This is a genomic window from Bacillus sp. cl96 (assembly GCF_900100505.1).
GTDB lineage: Bacteria > Bacillota > Bacilli > Bacillales > Bacillaceae_G > Bacillus_A > Bacillus_A cereus.
In genome coordinates this window covers 205,291-231,961 of the sequence record NZ_FNDM01000005.1, presented here as the reverse complement: position 1 = coordinate 231,961, position 26,671 = coordinate 205,291, and the positions used below count along the sequence as shown (strand labels likewise).

The window sequence follows — 26,671 nt, the reverse complement described above, 5'->3', positions numbered from 1 at the left end:
AGTGATATATGTAATGTTTGTTTCTAAGTTATCTTTTACATATCAAAAAATGTAATCATTGTATACAATAAAACTAGATCAACAATTTGTATGGAGTGATAAAGATGGAAGCGTTTATTAGAAGTGATCAATATAATTTTATAAAATCACAAGCTTATATTTTAGCAAACGGGCATGCAACGGCAAATGATAGAGGTGTAATTCAAGCGTTAAAATCGCTTGCGATTGAAAAGATAATACATGTATTTGAGAATTTAACGGATGAACAGAAAGAGTTAATTGATACGGTATTAACAGTTCAAAATAGAGAAGATGCAGAATCATTTTTAATGAAAATAAATCCGTATGTAATTCCGTTTCAAGAAGTTACAGCACAAACATTAAAAAAATTATTTCCTAAAGCGAAAAAGTTAAAACTTCCTGATATGGAAGAAATGGATATGAAAGAAATATCTTATTTAAGCTGGATTGATAAGGGGTCAAGCAGGAAATTTATTATAGCGAAAAATGATAAAAATAAATTTGTTGGTCTGCAAGGAACGTTCCAAAGTTTAAATAAAAAAAGCATTTGTTCGTTATGTCATGGACATGAAGAAGTAGGAATGTTTTTAGTTGAAATTAAAGGCGATGTACCAGGAACTTTCGTTAAAAAGGGAAACTACATTTGCAAAGATGGTGTAGCTTGCAATCAGAATATGAAGTCACTTGATAAATTACATGATTTTATTGAGCGATTAAAAAAATAACGAGAAAACCTCTAGTATTTAAACTGGAGGTTTTTGTTTTTTTGAAGAAGTAAAATAAGCTTTCTTTGTAAATGTAGATTTATAATGAAATTTGATAAAAATATCTATTATGATACAGTTGCTTATATGCAAGGAGGTAAAACATGGATTACCTTTTATCGAAAGAAAAAGTGAAACGATGGCCCAAAGATATGATAGCGGCGGGGCGTTGTCATACAGTTGGCCTGAAATCGGATGGCACGGTAGTAGCGGTGGGCCGGAATAAAGAAGGGGAATGTAATGTAAGTGGCTGGCGAGATATTGAAGCAGTCGCAGTGGGCAATGTTCATATGGCAACGAACACGGGTAATGCTCATACAATCGGTCTTACATGTGACAGTACTGCGGTAGCACTGGGTTGGAATAAGCATGAACAATGTGATGTAAACGATTGGCATAATATTGTAGCGGTTGCGGCAGGGTGGCGTCGTACTATTGGCCTGAAATCGGATGGCACGGTAGTAGCGGTGGGCCGAAATAAAGAAGGAGAATGCAATGTAAGCAGTTGGCAAGGTATTGTGGCAGTCACAGCGGGTGACTGGCATACAGTCGGTCTTAAATTGGACGGCACATTGACGACTGTGGGGAATAATCGATATGGTCAATGCAATGTAAGTAGCTGGCGAGGTATTGTAGCGGTCAAGGCTGGGTATCTTCATACTGTTGGTCTTAAACGAGACGGTACGGTGACAGCAGTGGGGAATGATAAACATAACCAGTGTGATGTAAGTGGCTGGCGAGATATTGTAGCAATAGCGGCTGGTACGAATCATACAATCGGACTTAAATCAAACGGTACCGTGGTCGCAGTGGGTTGGAATGAGTATGGTCAATGTAACGTAAGTGATTGGAGAGATATTGTAGCGATAGCGGCTGGTTGTGCACATACAGTCGGACTAAAATCAGACGGTACGGTGATCGCGGTAGGTAATAATGAATTTGGCCAATGCGATGTAGGTAGCTGGCGCGACATTCGGTTACCTGGCAAATAGTCAATTTACAATAAATCATTAGTAATATTATTCTATTTTAGGAGTAATTATGGAATAGGATATGTAGAAAATAATTAAACTTAAATCTGCTGAATAAGAATCTCTTTTGAAAAGGGATTCTTATTATTTTTCATAAAATGAGGGTGTAAATGGAATTTTTGAACAAATTTTATTTCAAAATTACAGTAGAAGATATAAATTAAAAAGTATAGAGGAGATAAAGGAATGCTTAAAAGGTTTTTACTTTCTTTACCGGATGTTTTACTTATATGTATCGTTCTCTACATAATGTACACAAATTCTTTTAGTTTTGGACAGATGCTAGTAATTTCCATTGCAATCGGAATTATTGGTGGTCTTGCTATTAGAATTTGTAAGGATGTATTCACGTATATAAGATGGACAATTAAACAAAGAAAAAATTGAATATGTTTAATAGTTATTAGGAGGGAATGAAATGACTAAGAAAAAGAATAGAGTGAAAAACGAGATAGTACTTTGGTCACTAACAGCAATTGTTCTGTTAATTGTATGGTACTTTTATCAAAAATAAAAACGCAACGTACTAAAAAAGCACGATGCGTTTTTATTATTTTTTTTGCCAATTTTCTTTTATAAAGTCTTCACGCCCAGATTCTTTTTGCTCAGTAGCATATTTCTCTGGATTCTTTTTATAGAAATGTTGGTGGTATTCCTCTGCTTCGTAAAAAGGTGCAGCAGGACGAATTTCAGTCACGATTGGATCTTTAAACATACCGCTTTCTGCAAGAGCTTGTTTTGATTTTTCAGCAAGCCCTTTTTGTGTTTCGTTATGATAAAAAATAGCGGTACGATAAGATGGACCACGGTCAAAAAATTGTCCGCCATCATCAGTTGGATCGATTTGTGGCCAATATAAGTCTAGTAATTTCTGATAAGGAAAAATAGAAGGATCGAATGTAATTTGAACAACTTCTAAATGTCCAGATGTTCCAGCTTTTACTTGTTCATATGTTGGGTTTTCTACATGACCTCCTGCATAGCCAGAAAGTACTTTATGAATACCAGGAAGTTCATCAAATGGTTTTACCATGCACCAAAAGCAACCGCCTGCGAAGGTTGCGAGTTCGTATGTTTTTTCGGACATTGCTGTAATCCTCCTAAATGTATATGTTTTATATAGTATTATATAAATTGTTTTATTGCGCAATAAAAAAGATTTGAAAATATATGTTTTTTACAAACAAGATCCTCCGCTCACATCAATTAATTGTCCAGTAACCCAGCGGCTGTCTGGAGAAGCAAGGAATGCAGCAGTATCGGCAATGTCTTCTACTTCACCTAAGCGATTGAAAGCGGAAATAGTAGTAGCGTACTGCTTCATCATCGGGTCGCTCAAGAGTTCTGCATTCATATCTGTTTTAATAAATCCTGGAAGTATTGCATTCACCGTTATTCCTCGTGCTCCAAGCTGTTTTGCTAGCGTAAAAGTCATTGTATTAATAGCGCCTTTCGTCATACTATATGCAACAAAATCAGGTAAAGAAATGCGGGTGGCAGCGGATGAAATATTAATAATTCGGCTATTGTCACGTAAACGTGGTAGTGCTAGTTGAATGATAAAGAATGGAGCTTTTGCATTTACTGAAACCATTCTATCAAAAAACTGTTCAGTCGTTTCTTCAATAAAAGCACCAGGACCAATGCCAGCATTGTTTATTAAAATATCAAATTGTGTTTCACCAGTGCGCTTTTGTAATTCAGTATCTAAAGCGTTATAAAGGTTTTCTACACCGTGTAAGGATTCTAGATTTGCGCCGATAGAAAAAGTTTGGCCACCATCTGATCGAATTTCATGAACAGTTTCTTCAGCGTCATCTTTTCGACTACCGTAATGAACAGCAACCAATGCACCGTCATTTGCTAAACGTTTAGCGATCGCTCGTCCAATTCCTCGGCTTGCTCCTGTAACTAACGCTACTTTCCCTTTTAACATAGTTTCCTCATCTCCTCATAAACTTTATAAGTTTTTCTTTATGTAGTAATGCAAACATACTTAAGTAATATATGAGTGTATGTAAGTAATGCATTCCAATTTTGATTTGAGAAAAAATAAATAGAATGAATTTTGATTTTTTTGAAAAAAACATATTGACAACGAAAAGAACAACGTCCTATAATACGTGTAACAAATAAAAGTTAATTAAGAATTTTCTAACTTTATATGTTGTATATGCAAAGAAGAGGAAAGTAGATGATTATGATCGTTTCAGAGAGCTACTCCAAGGCTGTGAGGGTAGTAACAATCGAATCATTGAAGATCACCTCGGAGCATCGCTTGCGAAAGGGAAACTGAGTAGAGGGCGGCGGCATCGTCTCCGGTAAAAGGACGGAGGTCTGATTGGACCTACAAAGCTTATATTTCGTGAGAAGTATAAGGAAGCTGAGTGGTAACGCGAAACTCTCGCCTCAGCAATCAAAGCTACTAAATTGTAGTAGTTGATTGCTGAGGCGAGAGTTTTTATTTTTAAAAATAGAAGAAGAGAATGCGTAGAAGAGGAGAGTAAATGATAAAGATTGTTTCAGAGAGCTGCCCCGAGGCTGTGAGGGTGGTAACAATTTACTCATTGAAAATCACCTTGGAGCACTACTTTTGAAAACTAGTAAAAAGTAGCGGGGTTGTTCCCGATAGAAAAACAAAAGTCTAATTGGACTTGCAGAGCTTATATTTCGTGAGAAGTATAAGGAAGCTGAGTGGTACCACGATTCCCTCGTCTCAGCAATGGATTGCTACAAGTATGTAAGTAATCGATTGTTGAGACGAGTATATTTTTAAGGTTTATATACTGAATATTCTGTTAAAAATACTCATCTCAGCAATCGATGTAGAAATAGATTGCAAAAAATAGAGAAAAAAAGAGGAGCGATGTGAGATGGGAAACCAGTACATTTACATGAATGGGGAATTTGTAGAAAAAGAAAAGGCAGTTGTTTCAGTATATGATCACGGTTTTTTATACGGAGACGGTGTATTTGAAGGGATTCGTAGTTACGGAGGAAATGTATTTTGTTTAAAAGAACATGTGAAACGATTGTATGAATCAGCGAAATCTATTTTACTAACAATTCCAATGACGGTAGAAGAAATGGAAGAAGCAGTTTTACATACACTCCAAAAAAACGAATATACTGATGCTTACATTCGCTTAATTGTCTCAAGAGGAAAAGGTGACTTAGGGCTCGATCCGAGAAGTTGTGTGAAGCCGAGCGTAATTATCATTGCAGAACAATTAAAGTTATTCCCACAAGAATTTTATGATAATGGGCTAAGCGTTGTATCTGTTGCATCAAGACGTAATACGCCAGATGCGTTAGATCCACGTATTAAGTCAATGAATTATTTAAATAACGTACTTGTAAAAATTGAAGCAGCACAAGCAGGAGTGTTAGAGGCTCTTATGTTAAATCAACAAGGATATGTTTGTGAAGGTTCTGGTGATAATGTTTTCGTTGTGAAAGATGGAAAAGTATTAACCCCGCCATCCTATTTAGGAGCATTAGAAGGTATTACGAGAAATAGTGTTATCGAGCTATGTGAGCGACTGAGTATTCCGTGTGAGGAAAGACCGTTCACTCGCCATGATGTATATGTAGCGGATGAAGTATTTTTAACAGGAACAGCAGCGGAGTTAATTCCAGTTGTAAAAGTTGATTCCAGAGAAATTGGAGATGGGAAACCAGGAAGTGTAACGAAACAATTGACCGAAGAATTTAAAAAATTAACGAGAGAAAGAGGAGTACGTGTTCCCGGGCTGACGGAAAGCTTAGCATAAATAAGGAGAGGAGTTAATGGAAATGAAGCAGCAGTATACAGCGTATGAGAAGTTACAGTATGAAGAAATGACAGGCGCTGGGCACGTGATTCAATGTTTGAAGAAATTGGGTGTAACGACCGTTTTCGGCTATCCAGGCGGAGCGATTTTACCAGTATACGATGCGTTATACGAAAGTGGTTTGAAACATGTTTTAACTCGTCATGAGCAAGCTGCCATTCATGCGGCTGAAGGATATGCGAGGGCTTCTGGAAAGGTCGGGGTAGTCTTTGCTACCTCTGGCCCAGGGGCGACAAATTTAGTTACGGGCTTAGCAGACGCTTATATGGATTCGATTCCTTTAGTTGTCATTACCGGGCAAGTTGCAACGCCTTTAATTGGTAAAGATGGATTTCAAGAAGCGGATGTTGTCGGAATTACAGTACCTGTTACGAAGCATAATTACCAGGTTCGTGATGTGAATCATGTATCACGAATTGTGCAAGAAGCTTTTTACATCGCCAAAAGCGGGCGCCCGGGACCAGTATTAATTGATATTCCAAAAGATGTTCAAAATGCAAAAGTCACCAGTTTCTTTAATGAAGAAGTTGATATTCCGGGGTATAAACCAGAATTTGTACCAGACAGCATGAAACTTAGAGAGGTGGCTAAAGCAATTTCAAAATCTAAGCGTCCACTCCTTTATATTGGAGGAGGTGTCATTCATTCAGGTGGATCCGATGAACTCTTCGAATTCGCAAGGGAGAACCGTATTCCAGTCGTTTCAACTTTAATGGGACTTGGTGCATATCCACCGGATGATTCATTGTTTCTAGGGATGCTTGGTATGCATGGGACATACGCTGCTAATATGGCGGTAACAGAATGTGATTTACTACTTGCATTAGGTGTTCGCTTCGATGATCGTGTAACAGGAAAATTAGAACTTTTTTCTCCAAACTCGAAAAAAGTACATATTGATATTGATTCTTCTGAGTTTCATAAAAATGTAACTGTAGAACATCCGATTGTTGGTGATGTAAAAAAAGCGTTACACATGCTGTTACATATGTCTATTTATACACAAACAGACGAATGGCTTCAGAAAGTAAAGACATGGAAAGAAGAATATCCACTTTCTTATAAGCAAAAAGAATCTGAGTTAAAACCACAGCATGTGATCAACTTAGTAAGTGAATTAACGAATGGTGAAGCGATTGTCACAACAGAAGTAGGTCAGCATCAAATGTGGGCTGCTCACTTCTATAAAGCAAGAAAACCTCGGACGTTCCTTACCTCTGGAGGATTAGGAACGATGGGGTTTGGTTTTCCAGCAGCAATTGGTGCTCAGCTAGCTAAAAAAGAAGAACTTGTCATTTGTATTGCAGGTGACGCTTCTTTTCAAATGAACATTCAAGAACTACAAACAATTGCTGAAAATAACATCCCTGTAAAAGTATTTATCATAAATAACAAATTTTTAGGAATGGTAAGGCAATGGCAAGAAATGTTTTATGAAAATCGTTTATCAGAATCAAAAATTGGATCACCAGATTTTGTGAAAGTAGCAGAAGCTTATGGAGTAAAGGGATTAAGAGCAACAAATTCAACCGAGGCAAAACAAGTGATGTTAGAAGCATTTGCTTATGAAGGTCCTGTCGTAGTTGATTTTTGTGTAGAAGAAGGTGAAAACGTATTTCCGATGGTTCCGCCAAACAAAGGGAATAACGAAATGATTATGAAGAGGTGGGAAGAATGAGTCATACTTTTTCACTCGTTATTCATAACGAGCCAAGCGTCTTATTACGTATAAGTGGGATTTTTGCTCGGCGTGGTTATTATATTTCTTCTTTACATTTAAAAGAAAGAGATACTAGTGGTGTTTCTGAAATGAAACTCACAGCAGTTTGTACTGAAAATGAAGCGACATTACTTGTTAGTCAGTTGAAAAAATTAATTGATGTTCTGCAAGTAAATAAATTATAAGGAGTGTATGGAATATGAAAACATATTATGAAAAAGATGCAAATGTAGAGTTATTACAAGGAAAAACTGTTGCAGTAGTTGGTTATGGATCACAAGGTCATGCGCAAGCACAAAATTTACGTGATTCTGGTGTAGAGGTTGTAGTTGGTGTTCGTCCTGGTAAGTCGTATGAAGTAGCGAAAGCGGATGGATTTGAAGTAATGTCTGTTTCAGAAGCGGTTCGAACCGCACAAGTTGTACAAATGTTATTGCCAGATGAACAGCAAGCTCATGTGTATAAAGCAGAGGTAGAAGAGAATCTTCGTGAAGGACAAATGTTACTTTTCTCACATGGATTTAACATTCACTTCGGACAAATTAATCCGCCAAGTTACGTAGATGTAGCGATGGTCGCGCCAAAAAGTCCAGGTCATCTCGTTCGCCGTGTATTTCAAGAAGGAAATGGTGTTCCAGCATTAGTCGCAGTGCATCAAGATGCGACGGGAACAGCGCTACATGTAGCACTGGCGTATGCAAAAGGTGTAGGGTGTACACGTGCGGGGGTAATTGAAACGACATTCCAAGAAGAAACCGAAACGGATTTATTCGGTGAGCAAGCTGTACTTTGCGGCGGGGTAACTGCACTTGTGAAGGCCGGGTTCGAAACGTTAACGGAAGGTGGATATCGTCCTGAAATTGCATACTTTGAATGTTTGCATGAATTAAAGCTAATTGTTGACTTAATGTACGAAGGTGGATTAACGACTATGCGCCATTCTATTTCAGATACGGCAGAGTTTGGAGATTATGTAACAGGATCGAGAATTGTTACAGATGAAACGAAGAAGGAAATGAAGCGTGTTCTGACAGAAATTCAGCAAGGTGAATTTGCGAAGAAATGGATTTTAGAAAATCAAGCAGGGCGTCCGACGTATAACGCAATGAAAAAAGCAGAACAAAATCATCAATTAGAAAAAGTGGGAGCAGAGCTTCGTGAAATGATGAGCTGGATTCATGCACCGAAAGAATTAGTAAAGAAATAGAGTAAGAGAGTATAAATGAAAAATATGTAAGAGGGGATTTGACAAGATGAGAAGTGACATGATTAAAAAAGGTTTTGATAAAGCACCGCACCGTAGTTTATTAAAAGCAACTGGTTTGAAAGATGAAGATTTTGATAAACCTTTCATAGCGATTTGTAATTCTTTTATTGAAATTATTCCAGGGCATAAACACTTGAACGAGTTTGGGAAACTTGTAAAAGAGGCAGTTCGCGCGGCAGGTATGGTACCATTCGAATTCAATACAATTGGAGTTGACGATGGTATTGCGATGGGACATATCGGTATGCGTTATTCTCTTCCGAGTCGTGAAATTATTGCAGATTCAGTAGAAACGGTTGTAAATGCACACTGGTTTGACGGCATGATTTGTATCCCAAACTGTGACAAAATTACACCAGGTATGATGATGGCTGCACTACGTATTAATATTCCGACTGTGTTTGTTTCAGGCGGCCCGATGGCGGCTGGAAAAACGTCAAAAGGAGAAGTTGTTGATTTAAGCTCTGTTTTTGAAGGGGTAGGAGCTTATCAATCTGGGAAAATTTCAGAAGAAGAATTAAAAGATATTGAAGATCATGGCTGTCCATCTTGTGGCTCTTGTTCGGGTATGTTTACCGCGAACTCTATGAATTGTTTATGTGAAGTATTAGGTTTAGCTCTTCCTGGTAACGGGAGTATTTTAGCAATTGATCCAAGACGTGAAGAGTTAATTAAACAAGCAGCAGAGAAATTGAAAATTTTAATTGAAAGAGATATTAAGCCGCGTGATATTGTAACAGAAGAAGCAATTGACGATGCTTTTGCACTTGATATGGCGATGGGTGGATCAACGAATACAGTATTACATACGCTAGCACTCGCACAAGAGGCAGGACTAGATTATGATATGAACCGTATTGATGCAGTTTCAAGACGTGTACCTCATTTATGTAAAGTAAGTCCAGCCTCAAATTGGCATATGGAAGATATTGATCGTGCGGGCGGGATTAGTGCAATTTTGAAAGAGATGAGCCGGAAAGAAGGAGTACTTCATCTTGATCGAATAACTGCTACTGGGCAAACATTAAGAGAAAATATCGCTGAGGCAGAGATTAAAGATAAGGAGGTTATTCACTCTCTCGAAAACCCTCATAGTGAAGAGGGGGGCTTACGTATATTAAAAGGAAATCTTGCTAAAGATGGAGCGGTTATTAAAAGCGGTGCAACAGAGGTAAAGCGTTTTGAAGGGCCTTGCGTTATTTTTAATTCACAAGATGAGGCACTTGCGGGCATTATGCTTGGGAAAGTGAAAAAAGGAGATGTAGTTGTCATTCGTTATGAAGGACCAAGAGGTGGCCCTGGTATGCCAGAAATGTTAGCCCCAACATCAGCAATTGCTGGAATGGGATTAGGTGCTGAGGTTGCATTATTAACAGATGGACGTTTTTCTGGAGCTTCACGTGGAATTTCAGTAGGACATATTTCACCAGAAGCAGCAGCGGGCGGGATGATTGCACTTCTTGAACAAGGGGATATTGTATGTATTGATGTTGAAGAACGCTTGCTAGAAGTAAGGGTGAGTGATGAGGAATTAGAAAAGCGTAAAAAAGAATGGAAACGACCAGAACCAAAAGTGAAAACTGGCTGGCTTGGACGTTATGCACAAATGGTAACATCGGCGAATACAGGGGCTGTTCTGAAAATCCCACATTTTGATTGAGCCAATTTAAAAGAGATAAGGATGATATATAATGGTGCAAAAGGTAAAGGAGAGAGTGAAAATTGAAGATATCTTAATGGCCCATAATTGCATGAAAGATATCGTTATTAAAACACCGTTACAACGTGATACAGTTTTATCTGAGAAATATGATTGTGACGTTTATGTAAAACGAGAAGACTTACAATTAATTCGCTCTTTCAAAATTCGTGGTGCATACAATTTGATTCAAAGTTTACCGAAAGAAAAGTTACAAAACGGTGTTGTTTGTGCAAGTGCTGGTAATCATGCGCAAGGAGTTGCTTACACGTGTAATTTATTGAAGATTCCGTCAAAAATATTTATGCCCACAACAACACCGAAACAAAAAGTATCACAAGTACAATTTTTCGGTGGTGATTTCGCAGAGATTGTATTAGTTGGTGATACATTCGATAGCTCTTTCCAAGAAGCACAGTGTTATTGTGAAGAAAATAGAATGACATTTGTTCATCCGTTTGATGATCCGTATGTAGTTGCTGGTCAAGGGACAGTGGCAGTTGAAATTATGCATGATATGGAGAAACCGGTTGATTATATCTTTACAGCAATTGGCGGTGGTGGATTAGCATCAGGAGTTGGTACATATGTAAAAGGTGTTAGTCCTACTACAAAGGTTATTGGTGTAGAGCCAATGGGAGCTGCATCTATGAAAGAGGCTTTTCTTCAAAATGAAAATGTAGCATTGGAGAAAATAGATAGCTTTGTTGATGGGGCAGCTGTTAAAAAAGTAGGAAAGTTAACATTTGAAACTTGTAAAGATGTAATTGACGATATTATTTTAGTACCAGAGGGGAAAGTTTGTACGACGATTTTAGAACTGTATAAGAAAAATGCGATTGTAGCTGAACCGGCTGGTGCACTCTCTATTGCAGCGCTTGATTTATATAGAGATGAAATAAAAGGTAAAACAGTTGTATGTACGCTAAGTGGTGGAAATAATGATATTGATAGAATGCAAGAAATGAAAGAGCGTTCGCTCATTTATGAAGGACTGAAACATTACTTTATCATTGAATTTCCGCAGCGTTCAGGTGCGCTAAGAGAATTTCTTGATAAAGGATTAGGACCAGAAGATGACATTACGCGCTTTGAGTATATTAAGAAACATAATAAAGAAAATGGTCCAGCATTAGTCGGCGTAGAATTAAAACATAAAGAAGATTATGAGCAATTAATTACTCGCTTTAAAGAAAATAATATTCAATTTATGGAACTTAATAAAAACCCTGTTTTGTTTGATTTGCTTATTTAATAGAAGGAAAGAGTTAGAATGTAAATAAAAAAGATAGATACAAGCGAGGGAATATAGTGCTTGTTCTATCTTTTTTATAGTTAAACTAGGTACTCATTAAATTCAAGAAGAATAAAGCTAGCTAACCAAAAGAGTATCGCAATACGAATGATTACATACATTGTAAATTCAAAAGGAGTAAGATTTCTCTCTCGCTTTATTTTTTTAAATAGTCTCACAGAATAAAAGGAACATAAAAGCAGGATTGCTATAGACATTTTATAGATGTTTTCTAAGAGGTTTATATTTTCTAATAACTCTTTCAGCATGTTTATCACCTATTCTGTAAAGTATATTACAGAGAAATAGATCTTGAGCTGTCTAGTTTCGTTTGTTTTTTATTTTCCCTGTATCATCAATTTCTACATCAGTTGAAATTGTTTGTAAATATTGAAGAGCTTTTTTCTTTTCTCCTTCATTTACAGGGGAAACTTGGTTGTTGCGAATGATATAAGGATTGAATGACATTTGGACATCCTTTCCTTTAAAAGTTAAAGTTAATACGCCAGTTTCAGCGCTTTTCCCATTCACATAACTCGGGAATAAAAAGTTACCTAATGAGTAAGCGATAGGAACTTTATTATAATACTCAAACCCTTGTAACCAATGTGGATGGCTCCCGATAATTGCGTTAGCTCCTGCTTCAACCATTTTAGGTACATATTGCTTTTGGTATTCTACCGGACGATTTGATTTTTCAACGCCCCAATGCATATAGACGATTAAATAGTCTGCATCTTTCTTTTGTTCTTTAATTGTTTTTGTTACAAGATTTAAATCATAGCCATTCGCAACGCCAGGTTTATTCTCACCAGCTACCCAATTAGAATCAGGCATAAATCGAACGAAGGAAAGAAATTTAAACTTTTTCCCTTTTACGGTCATTTCTCGTGCTGTATATGCATCTTTCGCATTTTTTCCGGCTCCAATGTAAGGGAACTTTAATTTTTCTACGTGAGAAATCGTATCTAATAATCCATCTTGCCCATAATCAAGTGTGTGGTTATTCCCAATATTTACGATGTCATATCCAGTGTTTTTAATAGCTTGTAGTGTAGATGGATCACTTTTAATCCAAAACAGTTGCCCAGGTGCTTTCTTTTCTTTCGTTGTAAATGCCGACTCTAAATTCACAAAAGAAATATCAGCTTTTTTTATTTCTTCTTTTACATGTTGGAATGGGTAATCAGCCCCATTCTTTTCGATTATAGGACGTAATTGCCAATCAAACATTGTATCACCAGAGAAGGTGAGTGTGATTTCTTGGTCTTCTATTTTCTTTTCGCTTTTTGAAGCGGTTTTACTAGATTTGTTTTGCAAATCGGGTTTGTCTTTTGCTTTTGAAATAAAAGAGTAATTGATTAATAAAACAATCGGTGTAATGAAAAAGGCTATTAACAAAAATCGTTTTAGTAAAGTTTTCATATATACCTTCCCTTTTAATATTATCCCGCAATTAAATTAACACTGAATCTATTAGAGGTAATTAAAGTTACAAAAAATAGCGGGTTATGTAGTGGAAAACATTTGTTAATATTCTCAATATTAAGTTAACATATAGATAACCTGTAAATCAATGTATAAACCAAAATATAGAAATAAAGAATTCGAAGGGTGAAGAATGAGAAATGGTTATATTAGGAGCAGTTGTAAATGGAATTTGTATTATATTTGGTACTTTACTTGGTAAATTATTTAGTAGGATTCCAGAAAGTATGAAAGGGACGATAATGCACGCAATCGGTTTAGCGGTTACTGTGCTTGGGCTTCAAATGGCATTAAAAAGTGAAAACTTTCTTGTTGTCATACTGAGTTTAGTGATTGGTACGGTAATTGGAGAATGGTTACAATTAGAAGAAAAGTTAAAACATTTAGGGGATTGGCTAGAAAATAAAGTTGGATCGAAAGGGAAAGGTAGCATATCAGAAGGTTTTGTAACAGCTACTTTAATTTTTGCAATTGGCGCGATGGGGATACTTGGTGCACTTGACAGTGGGATTCGCGGAAATCATGATATTTTATTTACAAAGGCGATTATCGATGGATTTATTTCTATTATATTAACGACAACTCTAGGAATTGGCGTAGTATTTTCGGCAATTCCAGTTGTTTTATATGAAGGTGGTATTGCAGTTTTTGCAACACAAATTAATAGTTTTGTCCCGAAAGAATTAATGAACCAATTTATAGTGGAGATGACGGCTACGGGCGGCATTATGATATCTGCTATTGGATTGAACTTGCTTAGTATTATTAAAATCAAGGTGGCAAATTTACTTCCAGGTATATTGGTAGTGGGTGTAATTGTTTCAATTATTTATGGTTACGGTTTGTTAGTAAATTAGTAGAGGATGGAAACACATATGGAGGAATTTCAATTTACAAAACGTGTGCATAAAATATTGGAGATTGCAGCAAAAGAGAGTGAGTATAACATAATTCACCCAGTCCATCTGTTTATAGGTATGTGTAAAGAAGGTACAGGAGTTTGCGCTGAGTTATTTATGTATTTGTTTCACAAAGTCGGTCCAGATTTTTTAGAAAAACTTTCGTTACGAAAACAATTCGATTTACATAATCAAGAGTATAAAAAAATAGGGCAATATAAACTATCTTATAAGGCGATAGAAATTTTACAAATAGCGCAGAAACGTATGGAACGCTTTCAGCAAGTAGTAGTAAATGAAGGACATGTTATGTATGCATTATTTCATGTAGATACAAATATTGGTGGATTTATACATACACAAATGCAAGAAGATATATTACGTATTACAGCTGCACCGAGAGACTTAGCGGTTGATTTAAATAGTTTTAAATCTATTTATAATACATTATTTTGTCATGTAAGAAGAGTTAGTCCTTCTGATTTTGATAAGTTATCACGATTTGTAGTGGATGAATTTGGTGAACGGTGGTTACAGTCGGTTGATTATGGATTTCGGACATATAACGAAAAGTTACCTATCTATATTGCACAGCAGGAGGAAGTAATAGTTGGTTTCGCCTGTTACGATGTAGTGAGAGGAAAGAAAGGCTTGTTTGGTCCAATGGGCATAGCGAAACAAAATCGTGTGAAAGGTGTAGGAAAAGAATTATTGCATCATTGTTTATATAATATGAAGCAAGATGGATATGAATATGCGATTATTGGACAAGCAGGTCCCATTGAGTTTTACGAGAGAAATTGTAATGCTCGTTTAATACCGATAGATAATAAGTAACCAACTTCATATAGAGGAGTTGGTTTTATTATGAAAATGATGTAGAGATGTAGTGTTTTTTACTAGAAAATAGCGGGTTTTGTAGTAAATCTTGCATATAAAGCAAATTACTAAACTTTTTACAAGAAAGGGTGTAGAATGGGTATCTAAAGAAAGAAGGTGTGAAAATGGCCAGCTGGAAACGGAATTTAATGATTTGTTGGCTAGGTTGTTTTACCACTGCAGCCGGTATGAGTTTAGTAATTCCTTTCTTATCTTTTTATATTGAGGAATTAGGAGTAACTGGCACTTCAAGCATTGCACAGTGGTCGGGACTTGCATTTGGTGTAACATTTTTAATGGGTGCGATCGTATCGCCAATATGGGGAAAGCTTGGTGATATACATGGACGGAAATTGATGCTTATTCGTGCTAGCCTCGGTATGGCGATTATTATGACGCTTATGGGGTTTGTAACGGATGTGTATCAACTAGTCGCACTAAGATTTTTAATGGGAGCAGTATCTGGTTTCCTTTCAACAGCGATGACATTTATTGCAGCAGAAACTCCGAAAGAACATTCAGGTTGGGCGATTTCCACAATTTCAACTGGTGGTGTGAGCGGTTCGTTACTTGGCCCGTTACTTGGCGGTTATTTGTCTGAGTTAATTGGAATGCGTCATGTCTTTCTTGTTACGGGAGCTTTTTTATTCCTTTCCTTTCTCATCGTTTTTTTCTTCCTGCATGAAGAAAATCACTCTGCTCAAGCAAAAAAAACACAGCCGAAAAAAGTATGGACGATGGTCCCAGCGAAGCATTTAATTATTAGTTTATTTGTAACAACATTTATTATTCAACTTGCTAATATGTCAGTTCAACCAATTGTTACATTGTACGTGAAAAATTTAGTAGGTCCTCATACTGCACATATTGAAACAATTGCGGGTGCAGTTATGTCAGCGACAGGATTAGCAGTTATTTTGGCAGCACCAAGACTAGGAAGATTATCAGATCATATCGGTCCTCAAAAAACGTTAGTTGTAGCGTTATTTGCTGCAGGAATTATTTTTATCCCGCAAGCATTTGTAACGTCAGCTTGGCAACTATTAATTCTTCGATTTTTATTAGGTATCGCACAAGCAGGATTATTACCTTCCGTACAAACTCTACTAAAACAACATACACCAACCCATGTTACGGGACGAATATTTGGATATAATCAATCATTTCAGTTTTTAGGAAATATGATTGGTCCAGTGCTCGGGGGACAAATTGCAGCGCATGCAGGTTTCCAATATGTTTTCCTCTCTACATCTTCACTATTATTTATTGCGTGTATTTGGGTTTATTTTCATAATAAGAACGAAGAGGTATCAGAGAACCGACATTTGGAAGTTAGTTAACTAAGTGAATGAAAAAGAAAAAGGATGAAGCAGCATGTGCTTCATCCTTTTCTTTAAAATCGAACACAAAGATAACTTAATGTACCAAGCTCGTAACTACGGTGAATGACTTCACCGCTATTTTCACCACTTCCCATAGCGATAAATAAAGGAACAAAATGTTCTGCTCTTGGTACTGCTAATTGTGCATGAGGAGCATTTTTCTCCCAATTAAACAATGCATCTTTATCGTTATTCTGCATATGTTTAATAATCCAATCATCAAATTCAATTGCCCATTTTTCAGGTGTAGTTTGATTCCATTTCAGTGCTCGTAAATTATGAACGGTAACGCCACTCCCGATTACTAAAATATCTTCTTGTCCGAGTCCTTTAAGTGCTTCTCCAATTTCAAATTGTTCTTTTGCAGAAAGGAATGGATTGACTGATATTTGCACGACAGGAATATTTGCTTCTGGATACATGCGGTGCAGGAGTGTCCATGAACCATGATCTAAACCTCTCGTCATATTATGATGGACTGAAATACCTTTGTTCTTAAATTTTGTTTCTAAAATAGATGCAATATGAGAAGAGCCTTTCGCACGATATTTGATTTCGTATAACTCAGGGGGAAAACCTCCAAAATCATAAATTGTTTCATACTCGTTATCTGATGAGGAAATCGTTAATACTTCACTTTCCCAATGAGCAGTGAAAATAACAATTGCTTTCGGTTTATATGTTTCTCCAAGTGTTTTTAAAAATCGTGTATAGTCTGTATCTTGAATAGCGAGCATAGGCGAACCATGTGCTAAAAATAATGATGGCATCATAATAGTAGGAACCTCCTAAAAATTATATAGTTACTTTATGTAAGTAACTATATAATTTTATTTTGGGTTCGTCAAGAAATTAGTTTAAAAGCAAGTCTGAAAAATACATCATTTGTCATAATGAAAGCAATTACATATAATATAAAATAAGAAAAGTGAATGGATATTCATTTTCTTAAAGCTATACATAATAGAGTTGGGGGCTGACGAAATGAATGTACAGGAAAGTTTCGTTACGGCATTGGATGGATCGGAAATTTATTTGCGTAAGTGGCTACCAGAAGGAGATCCGAGAGGAATTATTCAAATTGCACATGGCATGACAGAGCATGCAGGGGTGTATACAGAATTTGTAGATGCTTTATTGGAAGCAGGGTATGGTGTTTATGCGCATGATCATAAAGGACATGGGAAAACAGTAAAAAAAGAAGAAGATTATGGTCATTTTGAACCAAATATAGGCTGGAATCAAGTTGTATCGGATGTTATCTTTGTTTCAGAAAAGATAAAAGAAGAGCAGTCAAGTCCTTTGTTTTTACTTGGACATAGTATGGGTTCTTTTTTATCAAGACGTGCTGTACAACTTAGAGGCGAATTATATGATGGATTTCTGATTTCAGGAACAGGTGGAAATCCAGGGCTTTTAGGAGCTATTGGTCATAAAGTAGCAACAATCGAAATGAAATTGCGTGGGGCAAAAACGAAAAGTCCAATGTTAAACTTTTTATCTTTCGGAAACTTCAATTCGAACTTTAAGCCAAATCGTACAAAATTTGATTGGTTATCTTCAGATAATAATCAAGTTGATAAATATATTGCGGATCCGTTATGTGGTTTCATTTGTACGACGAGTTTTTACCGAGAATTATTTTCTGGTGTATTAGAAGTAAATAAACTAGAAGAATACAAGAAGACGCCAAAGAATCTTCCAATACATATATTCTCTGGTGATCGTGATCCTGTTGGCGATATGGGGAAAGGTGTAAAAGAAGTATATGAAAACTATAAAAAATGTGGTGTGAAAGACGTGACACTACGTTTATATGAAAATGGTAGACATGAAATGTTTCATGAAGTAAATAAGGATGAAGTATTTAAAGATTTAATTTCGTGGTTAGATGCGCATAATAAATGAGAAAGATAATCCCAAACTGTTTGTAGTTTGGGATTATTTATTATACAGAAATAGGGGCAATAAATTCTTAAATTCACTTTACTTAATAAAAAATAAAAAAATATTGTATGAGAGGAAACCTCACTTTTCTGAAGTGAGGTTTTTTGTAGTAACGAAGTAATAGTGAATAAAACTAATTTTAAAAGTAATTTAAAATTAAACTTTTTATAAAGCAACAGATGCTCGTTCATAATAGTAGTATAATAGTGAATGAGGTGTTAATAGAATGGAAGATAGAACGTTAGGTTTATTACTAGATGTTGTTGGGGAACTATTTTCAGATGAAATTTCAATTGCTGTTTCGAATACGAAAGAATATATTTACTATCGGCCAAGTAAACGAATTGATTTAAAGATTAGTGTCGGGGATCCTATAAAGGAAGGAACGATTGCTCATAAAGCGATGGTGATGAATCAAAAAACATCTGAGTTTATGAATCGAGATGTTTTTGGTATTCCTTATCATGGAATGGCTGTACCATTTTCAAACAATGGAAAGCTTGAAGGGTGCGTGACGGCAATTTATCCAGCTTTAACGGATGGAAAGTCAGTTGTTACTTTAAAAACAACAGACGGCTGGATTCCGGTTCCTTTTTCAAAGGTTATGTATTTAGAGGCTAAAGATAAAAAGACGTATGTGAATTCAGAAGAGTTATCAGGAACACATAAATACTCTCTGCAAGAATTCGAATACTTGCTTCCGAAAGATTCATTTATTAGATGTCACCGTTCGTTTATTGTAAATGTTAATCATATTAAAGCGATTTATCCTGATACCCATTCTACTTTTGTACTTTCGATGGATAATGGTGAGAGAGTACCAGTTAGTCAATCATACGCTAGTTATTTCCGTAAACTTCTAGGATTCTAAATTTTTCTGCTTTAGAACCTAGATTTGCTGTTCTGTCTGAATTTTCGGCATTGTATACTAAAATCCCTATTTTGATAGTGTTAATGTGTAAAATAATTATGAATATTCAATGAGAGAGGGATTACATATGGAGAACAATTTAGATAGAATCAGAGATCAACGTCTAAAAAATCGGGTAGTTACACCTGAAGAAGCAGCTTCCTGGATTCAAAGTGGAATGACTTTAGGCTTAAGTGGGTTTACACGTGCAGGTGATGTAAAAGCAGTCCCATTTGCGCTTGTAAACCGAGTTAAGAATGATGAATCTTTTAAAGTAAATGTTTATACTGGGGCTTCTTTAGGATCGGATGTAGACAAATTATTTGCTGAGGCAGGAATTTTAGGGAAAAGATTACCTTTCCAAGCTGACGCTACTATGCGAAAAGGAATTAATAACGGAGACTTTTTATTTGTGGATCAACACTTGTCTCATACAGCAGAGTTACTCCGTGCTGACGTTCTGGATATAGATTTCGCTATTTTGGAAGCGGTTGCGATTACAGAGGACGGAATGATTATTCCAACCACTTCAATTGGAAATTCCTTAGCGTTTTCCTTAAATGCTAAGTCTATTATTATTGAAATGAATATGGCTCAATCCGCGCAATTAGAGGGGCTACATGATCTATATGAACCAGGTAAACAAGGGGAGAGGCTTCCAATTCCGCTTGTGAAAACAGATGACCGAATTGGAACAATCGGTATTCCAATTGATCCTGAAAAAGTAAAGGGAATTGTGTTTACGAATCAATTGGATTCGCCATCGACAATTGTTCCTCCGGATGAAGAAACTGTTATTATGGCACAGCATTTAATAGAATTCCTTCGAGAAGAAGTCAAAGTAGGCCGATTAACAAATCGTTTAGCGCCGTTACAATCAGGAATTGGTTCAGTGGCTAACGCCGTATTGCATGGAATGTTAGATTCAGAATTTGAAGATTTAGAAGTATATTCCGAGGTTTTACAAGATGCAGTTTTTGATCTTATGGATGCTGGAAAAGTCAATTTTGCTTCTTGTTGTTCTATCACGCTTTCTGAAGAGAAAATGCAACAAGTATTTTCTAACTTTGAAAAATATCGTGACAAATTAATGATGCGTCCACAAGAGATTTCCAATCATCCTGAAATTATTCGTCGCCTTGGATTAATCTCAATTAATACTGCATTAGAATTAGATATATACGGAAATGTTAACTCTACTCACGTTTTAGGTACAAAAATGATGAATGGTATTGGTGGGTCTGGTGATTTTGCAAGAAATGCTCGCCTAGCTATCTTTGTTACTAAATCGATTGCGAAAGGTGGTAACATTTCAAGTATCGTTCCTTTCGTTTCTCATGTAGACCATACTGAACATGATGTAGATGTTATCGTCACTGAACAGGGATATGCCGACTTAAGGGGACTTGCGCCAAGAGAAAGAGTGGAACTTATTATTGAGAATTGCGCACATCCAATGTATCGTGAACAGCTACGAGCTTATTACGAAGAAGCAAAAATAAGAGGTGGACAAACTCCTCATATTTTAGAAAAAGCTTTTTCTTGGCATACGAACTATGCTAAAAATGGAACAATGCTTGAAGCGGTAGTAGAAACTGTATAGGTTTGTATCGTACGAAATAGTAAAACGAATGAGTGAGCTTGAAGATTAAATTTTAGAAAAAGAGAACGCCAACTTTTAGGGATGGCGTTCTTTTTCTTTAAAAAAATTGTTGAAAATCGTACTGATTATAATAAAGATTTATAAAATCAATTTCTATTTTATGGAAATTAAAGGTTTTTTTGAAGTGCTTTCCGAATCAATTTAGTAGTGTACATATTGAAAGTGAGGAAAAAGAATCATGAAGATAAGAGAAGCATTATTAAGTGAAGCAAATGAATTAAGTGAACTCGCACTGCATTCAAAAGCAACGTGGAATTATAGTGAAGAATTCATACTTGCTTGTAAGGAAGATTTAACAATTACGGAAGAGTACATAAAAAATAATTTTGTATATGTTTTAGTAAACGATAATGCGAAGATTGGTTTTTTCTCATTTTTACGTAATGATAAAGCTCTCGATTTCTTGTACATTCATCCTCATTACAAAGGAAAAGGTTACGGGAAAATACTTTGGGAGTATGTAATAGAAAAAGCCAATGAACTAGGATTAAAAAGTTTTACAATTGATAGTGATCCGAATGCAAAAGGATATTACTTGAAAATGGGAGCACAGTTAATAGGAGAGACACCATCAACTGTCTTTAAGGGTCGTGTACTGCCTCTTTTGAAATATGATGTGTAAAACTATTAATAGTAGGGGAAGATTAGAATGGATGATGTAAAGGAAAAAAGAATATATGAAGCACTAATAAAATCGTGGTCGATTGAAACGAGTTCAAAGTGGACAATTGAAAACCCAGCAAAGGGACAATGTGGTGTTACAGCTCTTGTCGTTCAAGACATATACGGAGGAGAAATTAAAAAGACAAAAGTAAGAGAGGTATGGCACTTTTATAACTTTATAGATGGGCAGAGATTTGATTTTACAGAGACTCAATTCAATGGGAAATTGAATTATATGGATGAAAAGTCAAATCGGGAAGAAGCATTTGCAGATACAAATGAAAAGCAATATAACATTTTGAAGGGAAAAATAACGAAAGAATTAAAATTATCTTTTGACTCTTAATCTTTAATAAGTTACTATAATGGTGGTAACTTATTAAAGGGAACTTCATAGAGTTGAAAGGGGAAATACTTTTGAAAACAACTTATGTAAACGCTACAATTGTAACGATGAATGAACAAAACGAAGTGATAGAAAATGGATATATCATTGTAGAGAATGATCAAATTATAGATGTAAAGAGCGGAGAATTCGCTAATGAATTTGAAGTAGATGAAGTAATTGACATGAAAGGAAAGTGGGTTTTACCAGGGCTTGTAAATACACATACACACGTTGTAATGAGTCTCCTAAGAGGTATTGGAGATGATATGTTATTACAGCCATGGCTTGAGACGAGAATTTGGCCACTGGAAAGTCAATTTACTCCCCAAATTGCGGTCGCTAGTACGGAATTAGGATTACTTGAGATGGTGAAAAGTGGTACAACATCATTCTCTGACATGTTTAATCCAATTGGAGTAGATCAAGACGCAATTATGGAAACGGTATCAAGGAGCGGGATGCGAGCTGCTGTTTCAAGGACTTTATTTAGCTTCGGAACGAAAGACGATGAAAAGAAAGCGATTGAAGAAGCTGAGAAATATGTGAAGCGTTACTATAACGAAAGTGACATGTTAACTACGATGGTTGCACCACATAGTCCATATACATGTAGTACAGAATTGTTAGAAGAGTGCGCACGGATTGCAGTAGAGAATCAAACGATGGTTCATATCCATCTTTCTGAAACAGAGCGTGAAGTACGTGATATTGAAGCACAATATGGAAAACGTCCAGTAGAATATGCAGCGAGCTGCGGATTGTTTAAACGCCCAACAGTTATTGCACACGGTGTAGTATTAAATGATGATGAGCGTGCATTTTTAGCAGAACATGATGTTCGAGTAGCACATAACCCAAATAGTAATTTAAAACTAGGTTCTGGTATAGCGAATGTAAAAGCGATGCTAGAAGCAGGAATAAAAGTAGGAATTGCAACAGATAGTGTTGCATCTAACAATAATTTAGACATGTTTGAAGAAATGCGCATAGCGACTTTATTACAAAAAGGTATTCACCAAGATGCAACAGCATTACCAGTTGAAACAGCTCTTTCTCTTGCGACAAAAGGAGCTGCGGAAGTAATCGGGATGAAACAAACAGGGTCACTAGAAGCTGGTAAGTGTGCGGATTTTATTACGATTGACCCGTCTAATAAGCCGCATTTACAACCAGCGGATGAAGTGTTATCACACCTTGTATATGCTGCGAGTGGAAAAGATATAAGCGATGTAATTATTAACGGAAAACATGTCGTTTGGAATGGCGAATGTAAAACGTTAGATGAAGAGCGTATTATATTTGAAGCAAGTCGTTATAAACGAGGTTTGCAAAGATAGATAATTATGTGGCAGTTGAAAAAGCTATCCTTTTAAAAGGATAGCTTTTTTCTTGAACGAATAAATATTCAAAAGAATGTCGCATCTTTCTGTTAGTATTTCTGCTATAATATATTACGCTTTATAATATTTTATATTTAAGGAGAACAACTCATGAAGCGAAAAAAGAGCCATTTAATGGTAATGGCACTTGTTACATCTTTATTATTAACAGCTTGTAATAATAAAGCGAATAAAAGTGATACAGAGGTTAAAAAACAAGTGTTAAATGTAACAGTATCAGAAGAAATTCCTTCTCTGGACACTGCGAAAACAATGGATGGTACATCAGCCCACGTTATGCAGAATATATTTGAGGGGTTATATGTATTAAATGATCAAGATCAGCCTATTCCAGCAGTAGCAAGATCGTTTAAAAGAAGTGAAGATGGTAAGAAATATACATTTGATTTGCGTAAAGATGCAAAATGGTCAAATGGAGACAGTGTGACAGCAAATGATTTTATATTTGCATGGAAACGTGCAATTAATCCTGAAACGGCATCTCAATATGCATACATGCTCTTTTATGTGAAGAATGCGAAAGAGATTAATAAGGGAACAATGCCTCTTGATGCACTTGGGGTTAAAGCAATAAATAATTATATGTTAGAAGTTGAACTCGAACAGCCAGTTCCGTATTTTTTACAGTTGTTAGCACTACCTATATACTTACCACAGCATGAATCATTTTTGAACGAACAAGGAAACAATTATGCATTGGAACCTAGTAATCTCATATATAACGGTCCATTTGTATTAGAAAAATGGAAGCATGAACAAGAGTTTCAATTAAAGAAGAATGCTACATATTGGGATCGAAAGAAAGTGAAATTAGACGAAATAAACTTTCATATCGTAAAGGATACAATGACAGCTGTAAATTTATATGAAGCCGGAGATTTAGATCGAGTACCTATTAATTCGCAAGTTGTAGACAAGTATAAAGGGAATAAGGAATTACATATGTCGAGTGATCCTGGAATTGCTATGCTTCGTTTTAATGAAAAAAATAACGCGTTAGCAAATAAAAAGGTGCGTCAATCTATTTCATTAGCGTTAAATAAAGATGATTTCGTTGCTCACTTTATTAATAACGGAGCAAAACCTGCAAGTGGACTTGTACCAGTTGGTCATGTAAATGAAGTGACTGGTAAAGATTTTAGAAAAGAAAATGGAGATATTTCCTCATATGATTTGCAAAATGCGAAAAAACTTTGGGAAGAAGCGAAAAAAGAGCTTGGGGTAGAACAAGTAAACCTAGAGTTCTTAACGTTCGAACAAGATAACGCAATACGTATGGCAGAATATATAAAAGGTGATTTAGAGAAGAATTTGCAAGGGTTAACGATACAAATTAAACAACAGCCATTTAAGCAAAAATTACAGTTAGAACAAATAGGTGATTACGATATAACTATGGCAAATTGGGGACCTGACTATAAAGACCCAATTAGTTATTTAGAGTTATTTACGACAGGGAATCCGAATAATAAAATGAATTATTCTAATGTTCGTTACGATGAATTAATAAAGAAAGCGAAAACGGATTTTGTACTAGATACGGAAAATCGATGGAAAGCGTTGCGAGAAGCCGAGCAGGTATTATTAGAAGATGCTGCGGTGGCGCCGCTTTATCATATTGGCTCAGCATATGTACAAAAGGATTATGTAAAAGGAATTGAAAAGCATCAATTTGGTGGTATTTATACTTATAAGAATGCTTATATTGCTAATGAATAAATACAAAAAACCTTACTTTTTAAAAGTAAGGTTTTTTTTACAGAGGACCGGGAAATCCTTTGGTGGTGTTCCTAGCATATAAAGAAGAGAAGTGCAAAATTGTAGTTACACATTCATAAGAAGTTGCAACAAATAATATTGAGCAGTTTGTTTAAGTAAAGAGAAGAATAGAAATATAGCATACAAGGAATAAGGGAATGTAGTACAGATCAGCATACAAGCATTTTCTTTCTGTAACTATGTTTGTTTTTAATTATATAAAAAAATATTAGGTTATATATTTTGTCCTTGGTATACTTAAAAGGTAATTTGGGGTATTAAGATGAATTGATAGAGGTGTTTGTGTGGAATTATTTGAGTATTATAAAAAAAGGGGGCGGTTTAAGTGTTTAATTGGGACAGGGATTTTTCTCTTTGGATTATATTGTCTGTATAATAGTTGGGGTGATGTTAATTGGGGAGAAATAATATTTATGGTTATAGCTTCGTTTGTTTTGGGGGGGATTGGATTTTGGCAATTAAGAAAAGGGAACTTATTAGAAGAGAATATAGCTAAAAATGATTTGAAGTTTTGGGATATTGATACTTATGTTTTACTAGAATTACCTCAAAATAATAAACATTACGGTTTATATACTCCCGATGGGGCCTATATAGTAGGAACAACTATGGTTTCAACTGATATAATTTCTTCAAAATTACCTTTTTTAAAAAACAAGCAAGTTATTGGATTGGAAGCAAAGGATGGGGAAACTCTTGCATATTTTCATAGTGAAGTTGAAAACTATGATTGGGCTATTTATGACTCAAATTATAATTGTGTAGGTATGTTTAAAGAAAATATGATACAAGGATTTGGAATGGTACGTGGTTCTTTAATGAATGAAAAAGAGATAAGACTTTCTGAAGTAGAAGTTGAATTTGATTTTTTCGAAACTTCTTTTCGTACAATGGATAACCGGATATTAATAAACTGTAAAAGAGGATATATGCCTTTGGAATGGAGCGAAAGATTCGGATTAAATGTACCTATTATTAAATTAGGTAATAATATTTCTAATGCTGAAAAGATATTTGGTTTAGGGGTTCTTTTCTATATTTTAGAAACAATTAAAGTAAGAAAAAGTAGGGTTTTTAATGATTAGAGTTTCAAAAATTATTTAAAAAAGAAATTGAAGAAAAGCAGTGATTCTTTTTAGGTGTTGGTGTTTTTGAAATAGTTAAAGAATGAATCTTAATTCACATATACATAAAAAAGGGGAATTTCTATGAAATCATTACGTTTATTTATGATTCTCACTCTTGTTGTATTGTTAAGCGCGTGCAATACAGCGACACAAGTTACAAAGGTTCAAAAAAATGGCGAAACGACTTTAAAAATTGGTTCTCTGCAAGGGTATTACGATGTACAAACACTTAAAGCTGAAAAAGGAAATGTGGAAATCCCTTATGAAGCAGCTGTTGAAGAAGGTACGATTTTATTACAAGTTACAAAAGATGATAAGGTTATTTATGAAGAAGAAATCACTTCTCAAAAAGAAGGTTTGCTTTCTTTTGAAGCTTCAAAATCCGGATCATATGATTTAATTGTACGCGTGAAGGGTGAAAAAGAGAAAGCAAAAGAAATTCAAATACATACTAAGCTATGAAAAAACGGTAAGTGGAGTGCACCCGCTTGCCGTTTCCATTTTCAGTTGATTCTGT

General features: G+C 35.6%; 26 protein-coding genes and 2 other annotated features. Of the genes, 21 read left to right on the top strand and 5 right to left on the bottom strand.

Annotation, left to right across the window (positions count from 1 at the left end; translation table 11 throughout):
- Window positions 1-104: 104 nt before the first annotated feature.
- From BLT20_RS13725 to BLT20_RS13715, 3 genes are all read left to right on the top strand, one after another.
- Window positions 105-746 carry a FusB/FusC family EF-G-binding protein gene (locus tag BLT20_RS13725; protein ID WP_000387072.1) on the top strand — a complete coding sequence of 214 codons (642 nt, stop codon included), beginning with the start codon at window positions 105-107 and terminating at the stop codon, window positions 744-746.
- 143 nt (window positions 747-889) lie between these two features.
- Window positions 890-1,777 (top strand): RCC1 domain-containing protein, encoded by an 888-nt coding sequence (locus BLT20_RS13720; protein ID WP_000385090.1) that lies wholly within the window; start codon window positions 890-892, stop codon window positions 1,775-1,777.
- A 225-nt stretch (window positions 1,778-2,002) separates the two neighbouring features.
- Window positions 2,003-2,203: a hypothetical protein gene (locus tag BLT20_RS13715; RefSeq protein WP_000919314.1), complete on the top strand. Its 201-nt coding sequence runs from the start codon at window positions 2,003-2,005 to the stop codon at window positions 2,201-2,203.
- Window positions 2,204-2,366: 163 nt separating this feature from the next.
- On the opposite strand, the gene msrA is transcribed toward BLT20_RS13715, so the two are convergent.
- Together msrA and BLT20_RS13700 are read right to left on the bottom strand one after the other, a co-directional pair.
- A complete protein-coding gene (gene msrA / locus BLT20_RS13705) occupies window positions 2,367-2,903 on the bottom strand; it encodes a peptide-methionine (S)-S-oxide reductase MsrA (RefSeq protein ID WP_001291883.1) in 537 nt (178 codons plus the stop codon).
- A gap of 90 nt (window positions 2,904-2,993) precedes the next feature.
- On the bottom strand, window positions 2,994-3,752 hold the full coding sequence (locus tag BLT20_RS13700; RefSeq protein ID WP_073339734.1) for an SDR family oxidoreductase: 759 nt from the start codon (window positions 3,750-3,752) through the stop codon (window positions 2,994-2,996).
- Between the two features lie 233 nt (window positions 3,753-3,985).
- Window positions 3,986-4,231, top strand: a binding site (T-box leader).
- 67 nt (window positions 4,232-4,298) lie between these two features.
- Window positions 4,299-4,538, top strand: a binding site (T-box leader).
- Window positions 4,539-4,689: 151 nt separating this feature from the next.
- Here BLT20_RS13700 and ilvE point away from each other — a divergent pair.
- The 6 genes from ilvE to ilvA are packed head-to-tail and all read left to right on the top strand — an operon-like array spanning window position 4,690 to window position 11,590.
- Window positions 4,690-5,589, top strand: coding sequence for a branched-chain-amino-acid transaminase (gene ilvE / locus BLT20_RS13695; RefSeq protein WP_000528161.1), 900 nt, complete (start codon window positions 4,690-4,692; stop codon window positions 5,587-5,589).
- 22 nt (window positions 5,590-5,611) lie between these two features.
- Window positions 5,612-7,327: an acetolactate synthase large subunit gene (ilvB, locus tag BLT20_RS13690; protein WP_002164572.1), complete on the top strand. Its 1,716-nt coding sequence runs from the start codon at window positions 5,612-5,614 to the stop codon at window positions 7,325-7,327.
- Window positions 7,324-7,554 (top strand): ACT domain-containing protein, encoded by a 231-nt coding sequence (locus BLT20_RS13685; protein WP_000019909.1) that lies wholly within the window; start codon window positions 7,324-7,326, stop codon window positions 7,552-7,554. The genes ilvB and BLT20_RS13685 overlap by 4 nt, the downstream gene beginning before the upstream one ends.
- A gap of 14 nt (window positions 7,555-7,568) precedes the next feature.
- Window positions 7,569-8,576, top strand: a complete 1,008-nt coding sequence (gene ilvC, locus BLT20_RS13680; protein ID WP_000861143.1) for a ketol-acid reductoisomerase — start codon at window positions 7,569-7,571, stop codon at window positions 8,574-8,576.
- A gap of 46 nt (window positions 8,577-8,622) precedes the next feature.
- Window positions 8,623-10,296 (top strand): dihydroxy-acid dehydratase, encoded by a 1,674-nt coding sequence (gene ilvD / locus BLT20_RS13675; RefSeq protein ID WP_001255814.1) that lies wholly within the window; start codon window positions 8,623-8,625, stop codon window positions 10,294-10,296.
- Window positions 10,297-10,327: 31 nt separating this feature from the next.
- Window positions 10,328-11,590 carry a threonine ammonia-lyase IlvA gene (gene ilvA, locus BLT20_RS13670; protein ID WP_000250327.1) on the top strand — a complete coding sequence of 421 codons (1,263 nt, stop codon included), beginning with the start codon at window positions 10,328-10,330 and terminating at the stop codon, window positions 11,588-11,590.
- 80 nt (window positions 11,591-11,670) lie between these two features.
- Here ilvA and BLT20_RS13665 read toward each other — a convergent pair whose 3' ends face one another.
- Together BLT20_RS13665 and BLT20_RS13660 are read right to left on the bottom strand one after the other, a co-directional pair.
- Window positions 11,671-11,898 (bottom strand): hypothetical protein, encoded by a 228-nt coding sequence (locus BLT20_RS13665; protein ID WP_000910604.1) that lies wholly within the window; start codon window positions 11,896-11,898, stop codon window positions 11,671-11,673.
- 52 nt (window positions 11,899-11,950) lie between these two features.
- The gene (locus BLT20_RS13660) at window positions 11,951-13,054 is read right to left on the bottom strand and encodes a CapA family protein (protein WP_000854534.1); all 1,104 of its coding nucleotides are present in this window, start codon (window positions 13,052-13,054) and stop codon (window positions 11,951-11,953) included.
- Between the two features lie 203 nt (window positions 13,055-13,257).
- Between BLT20_RS13660 and BLT20_RS13655 the strand changes: the two genes are divergently transcribed.
- The 3 genes from BLT20_RS13655 (at window position 13,258) to BLT20_RS13645 (ending at window position 16,235) form a co-directional block, all read left to right on the top strand.
- Window positions 13,258-13,974, top strand: coding sequence for a DUF554 domain-containing protein (locus BLT20_RS13655; protein ID WP_000236030.1), 717 nt, complete (start codon window positions 13,258-13,260; stop codon window positions 13,972-13,974).
- An 18-nt stretch (window positions 13,975-13,992) separates the two neighbouring features.
- Window positions 13,993-14,853: a GNAT family N-acetyltransferase gene (locus BLT20_RS13650; protein WP_000390858.1), complete on the top strand. Its 861-nt coding sequence runs from the start codon at window positions 13,993-13,995 to the stop codon at window positions 14,851-14,853.
- Window positions 14,854-15,020: 167 nt separating this feature from the next.
- Window positions 15,021-16,235, top strand: coding sequence for a multidrug efflux MFS transporter (locus tag BLT20_RS13645; protein WP_000179304.1), 1,215 nt, complete (start codon window positions 15,021-15,023; stop codon window positions 16,233-16,235).
- A 53-nt stretch (window positions 16,236-16,288) separates the two neighbouring features.
- Here BLT20_RS13645 and BLT20_RS13640 read toward each other — a convergent pair whose 3' ends face one another.
- Window positions 16,289-17,050 (bottom strand): DODA-type extradiol aromatic ring-opening family dioxygenase, encoded by a 762-nt coding sequence (locus BLT20_RS13640; protein ID WP_000982900.1) that lies wholly within the window; start codon window positions 17,048-17,050, stop codon window positions 16,289-16,291.
- 211 nt (window positions 17,051-17,261) lie between these two features.
- Between BLT20_RS13640 and BLT20_RS13635 the strand changes: the two genes are divergently transcribed.
- The 9 genes from BLT20_RS13635 to BLT20_RS13595 all read left to right on the top strand — a co-directional run bounded on the left by BLT20_RS13635 (window position 17,262) and on the right by BLT20_RS13595 (window position 26,616).
- Window positions 17,262-18,185 (top strand): alpha/beta hydrolase, encoded by a 924-nt coding sequence (locus BLT20_RS13635; protein ID WP_001102581.1) that lies wholly within the window; start codon window positions 17,262-17,264, stop codon window positions 18,183-18,185.
- Window positions 18,186-18,450: 265 nt separating this feature from the next.
- The gene (locus BLT20_RS13630) at window positions 18,451-19,095 is read left to right on the top strand and encodes a LytTR family DNA-binding domain-containing protein (RefSeq protein ID WP_000390211.1); all 645 of its coding nucleotides are present in this window, start codon (window positions 18,451-18,453) and stop codon (window positions 19,093-19,095) included.
- 127 nt (window positions 19,096-19,222) lie between these two features.
- Window positions 19,223-20,737 carry an acetyl-CoA hydrolase/transferase family protein gene (locus tag BLT20_RS13625; protein WP_000429832.1) on the top strand — a complete coding sequence of 505 codons (1,515 nt, stop codon included), beginning with the start codon at window positions 19,223-19,225 and terminating at the stop codon, window positions 20,735-20,737.
- Between the two features lie 238 nt (window positions 20,738-20,975).
- The gene (locus BLT20_RS13620) at window positions 20,976-21,419 is read left to right on the top strand and encodes a GNAT family N-acetyltransferase (protein ID WP_000701899.1); all 444 of its coding nucleotides are present in this window, start codon (window positions 20,976-20,978) and stop codon (window positions 21,417-21,419) included.
- A 27-nt stretch (window positions 21,420-21,446) separates the two neighbouring features.
- Complete coding sequence (locus tag BLT20_RS13615; protein ID WP_000342907.1) at window positions 21,447-21,806, top strand: YunG family protein; 360 nt, start codon at window positions 21,447-21,449, stop codon at window positions 21,804-21,806.
- Window positions 21,807-21,859: 53 nt separating this feature from the next.
- Entirely contained in the window at window positions 21,860-23,185 is a 1,326-nt protein-coding gene (locus BLT20_RS13610; protein WP_002025625.1) for a bifunctional S-methyl-5'-thioadenosine deaminase/S-adenosylhomocysteine deaminase, read from the top strand.
- 153 nt (window positions 23,186-23,338) lie between these two features.
- On the top strand, window positions 23,339-24,967 hold the full coding sequence (locus BLT20_RS13605; RefSeq protein ID WP_000823512.1) for a peptide ABC transporter substrate-binding protein: 1,629 nt from the start codon (window positions 23,339-23,341) through the stop codon (window positions 24,965-24,967).
- A 344-nt stretch (window positions 24,968-25,311) separates the two neighbouring features.
- Complete coding sequence (locus BLT20_RS13600; RefSeq protein WP_013141891.1) at window positions 25,312-26,112, top strand: hypothetical protein; 801 nt, start codon at window positions 25,312-25,314, stop codon at window positions 26,110-26,112.
- A 123-nt stretch (window positions 26,113-26,235) separates the two neighbouring features.
- Window positions 26,236-26,616: a BA_1872 family lipoprotein gene (locus BLT20_RS13595; RefSeq protein ID WP_000838922.1), complete on the top strand. Its 381-nt coding sequence runs from the start codon at window positions 26,236-26,238 to the stop codon at window positions 26,614-26,616.
- Window positions 26,617-26,671 lie beyond the last annotated feature (55 nt).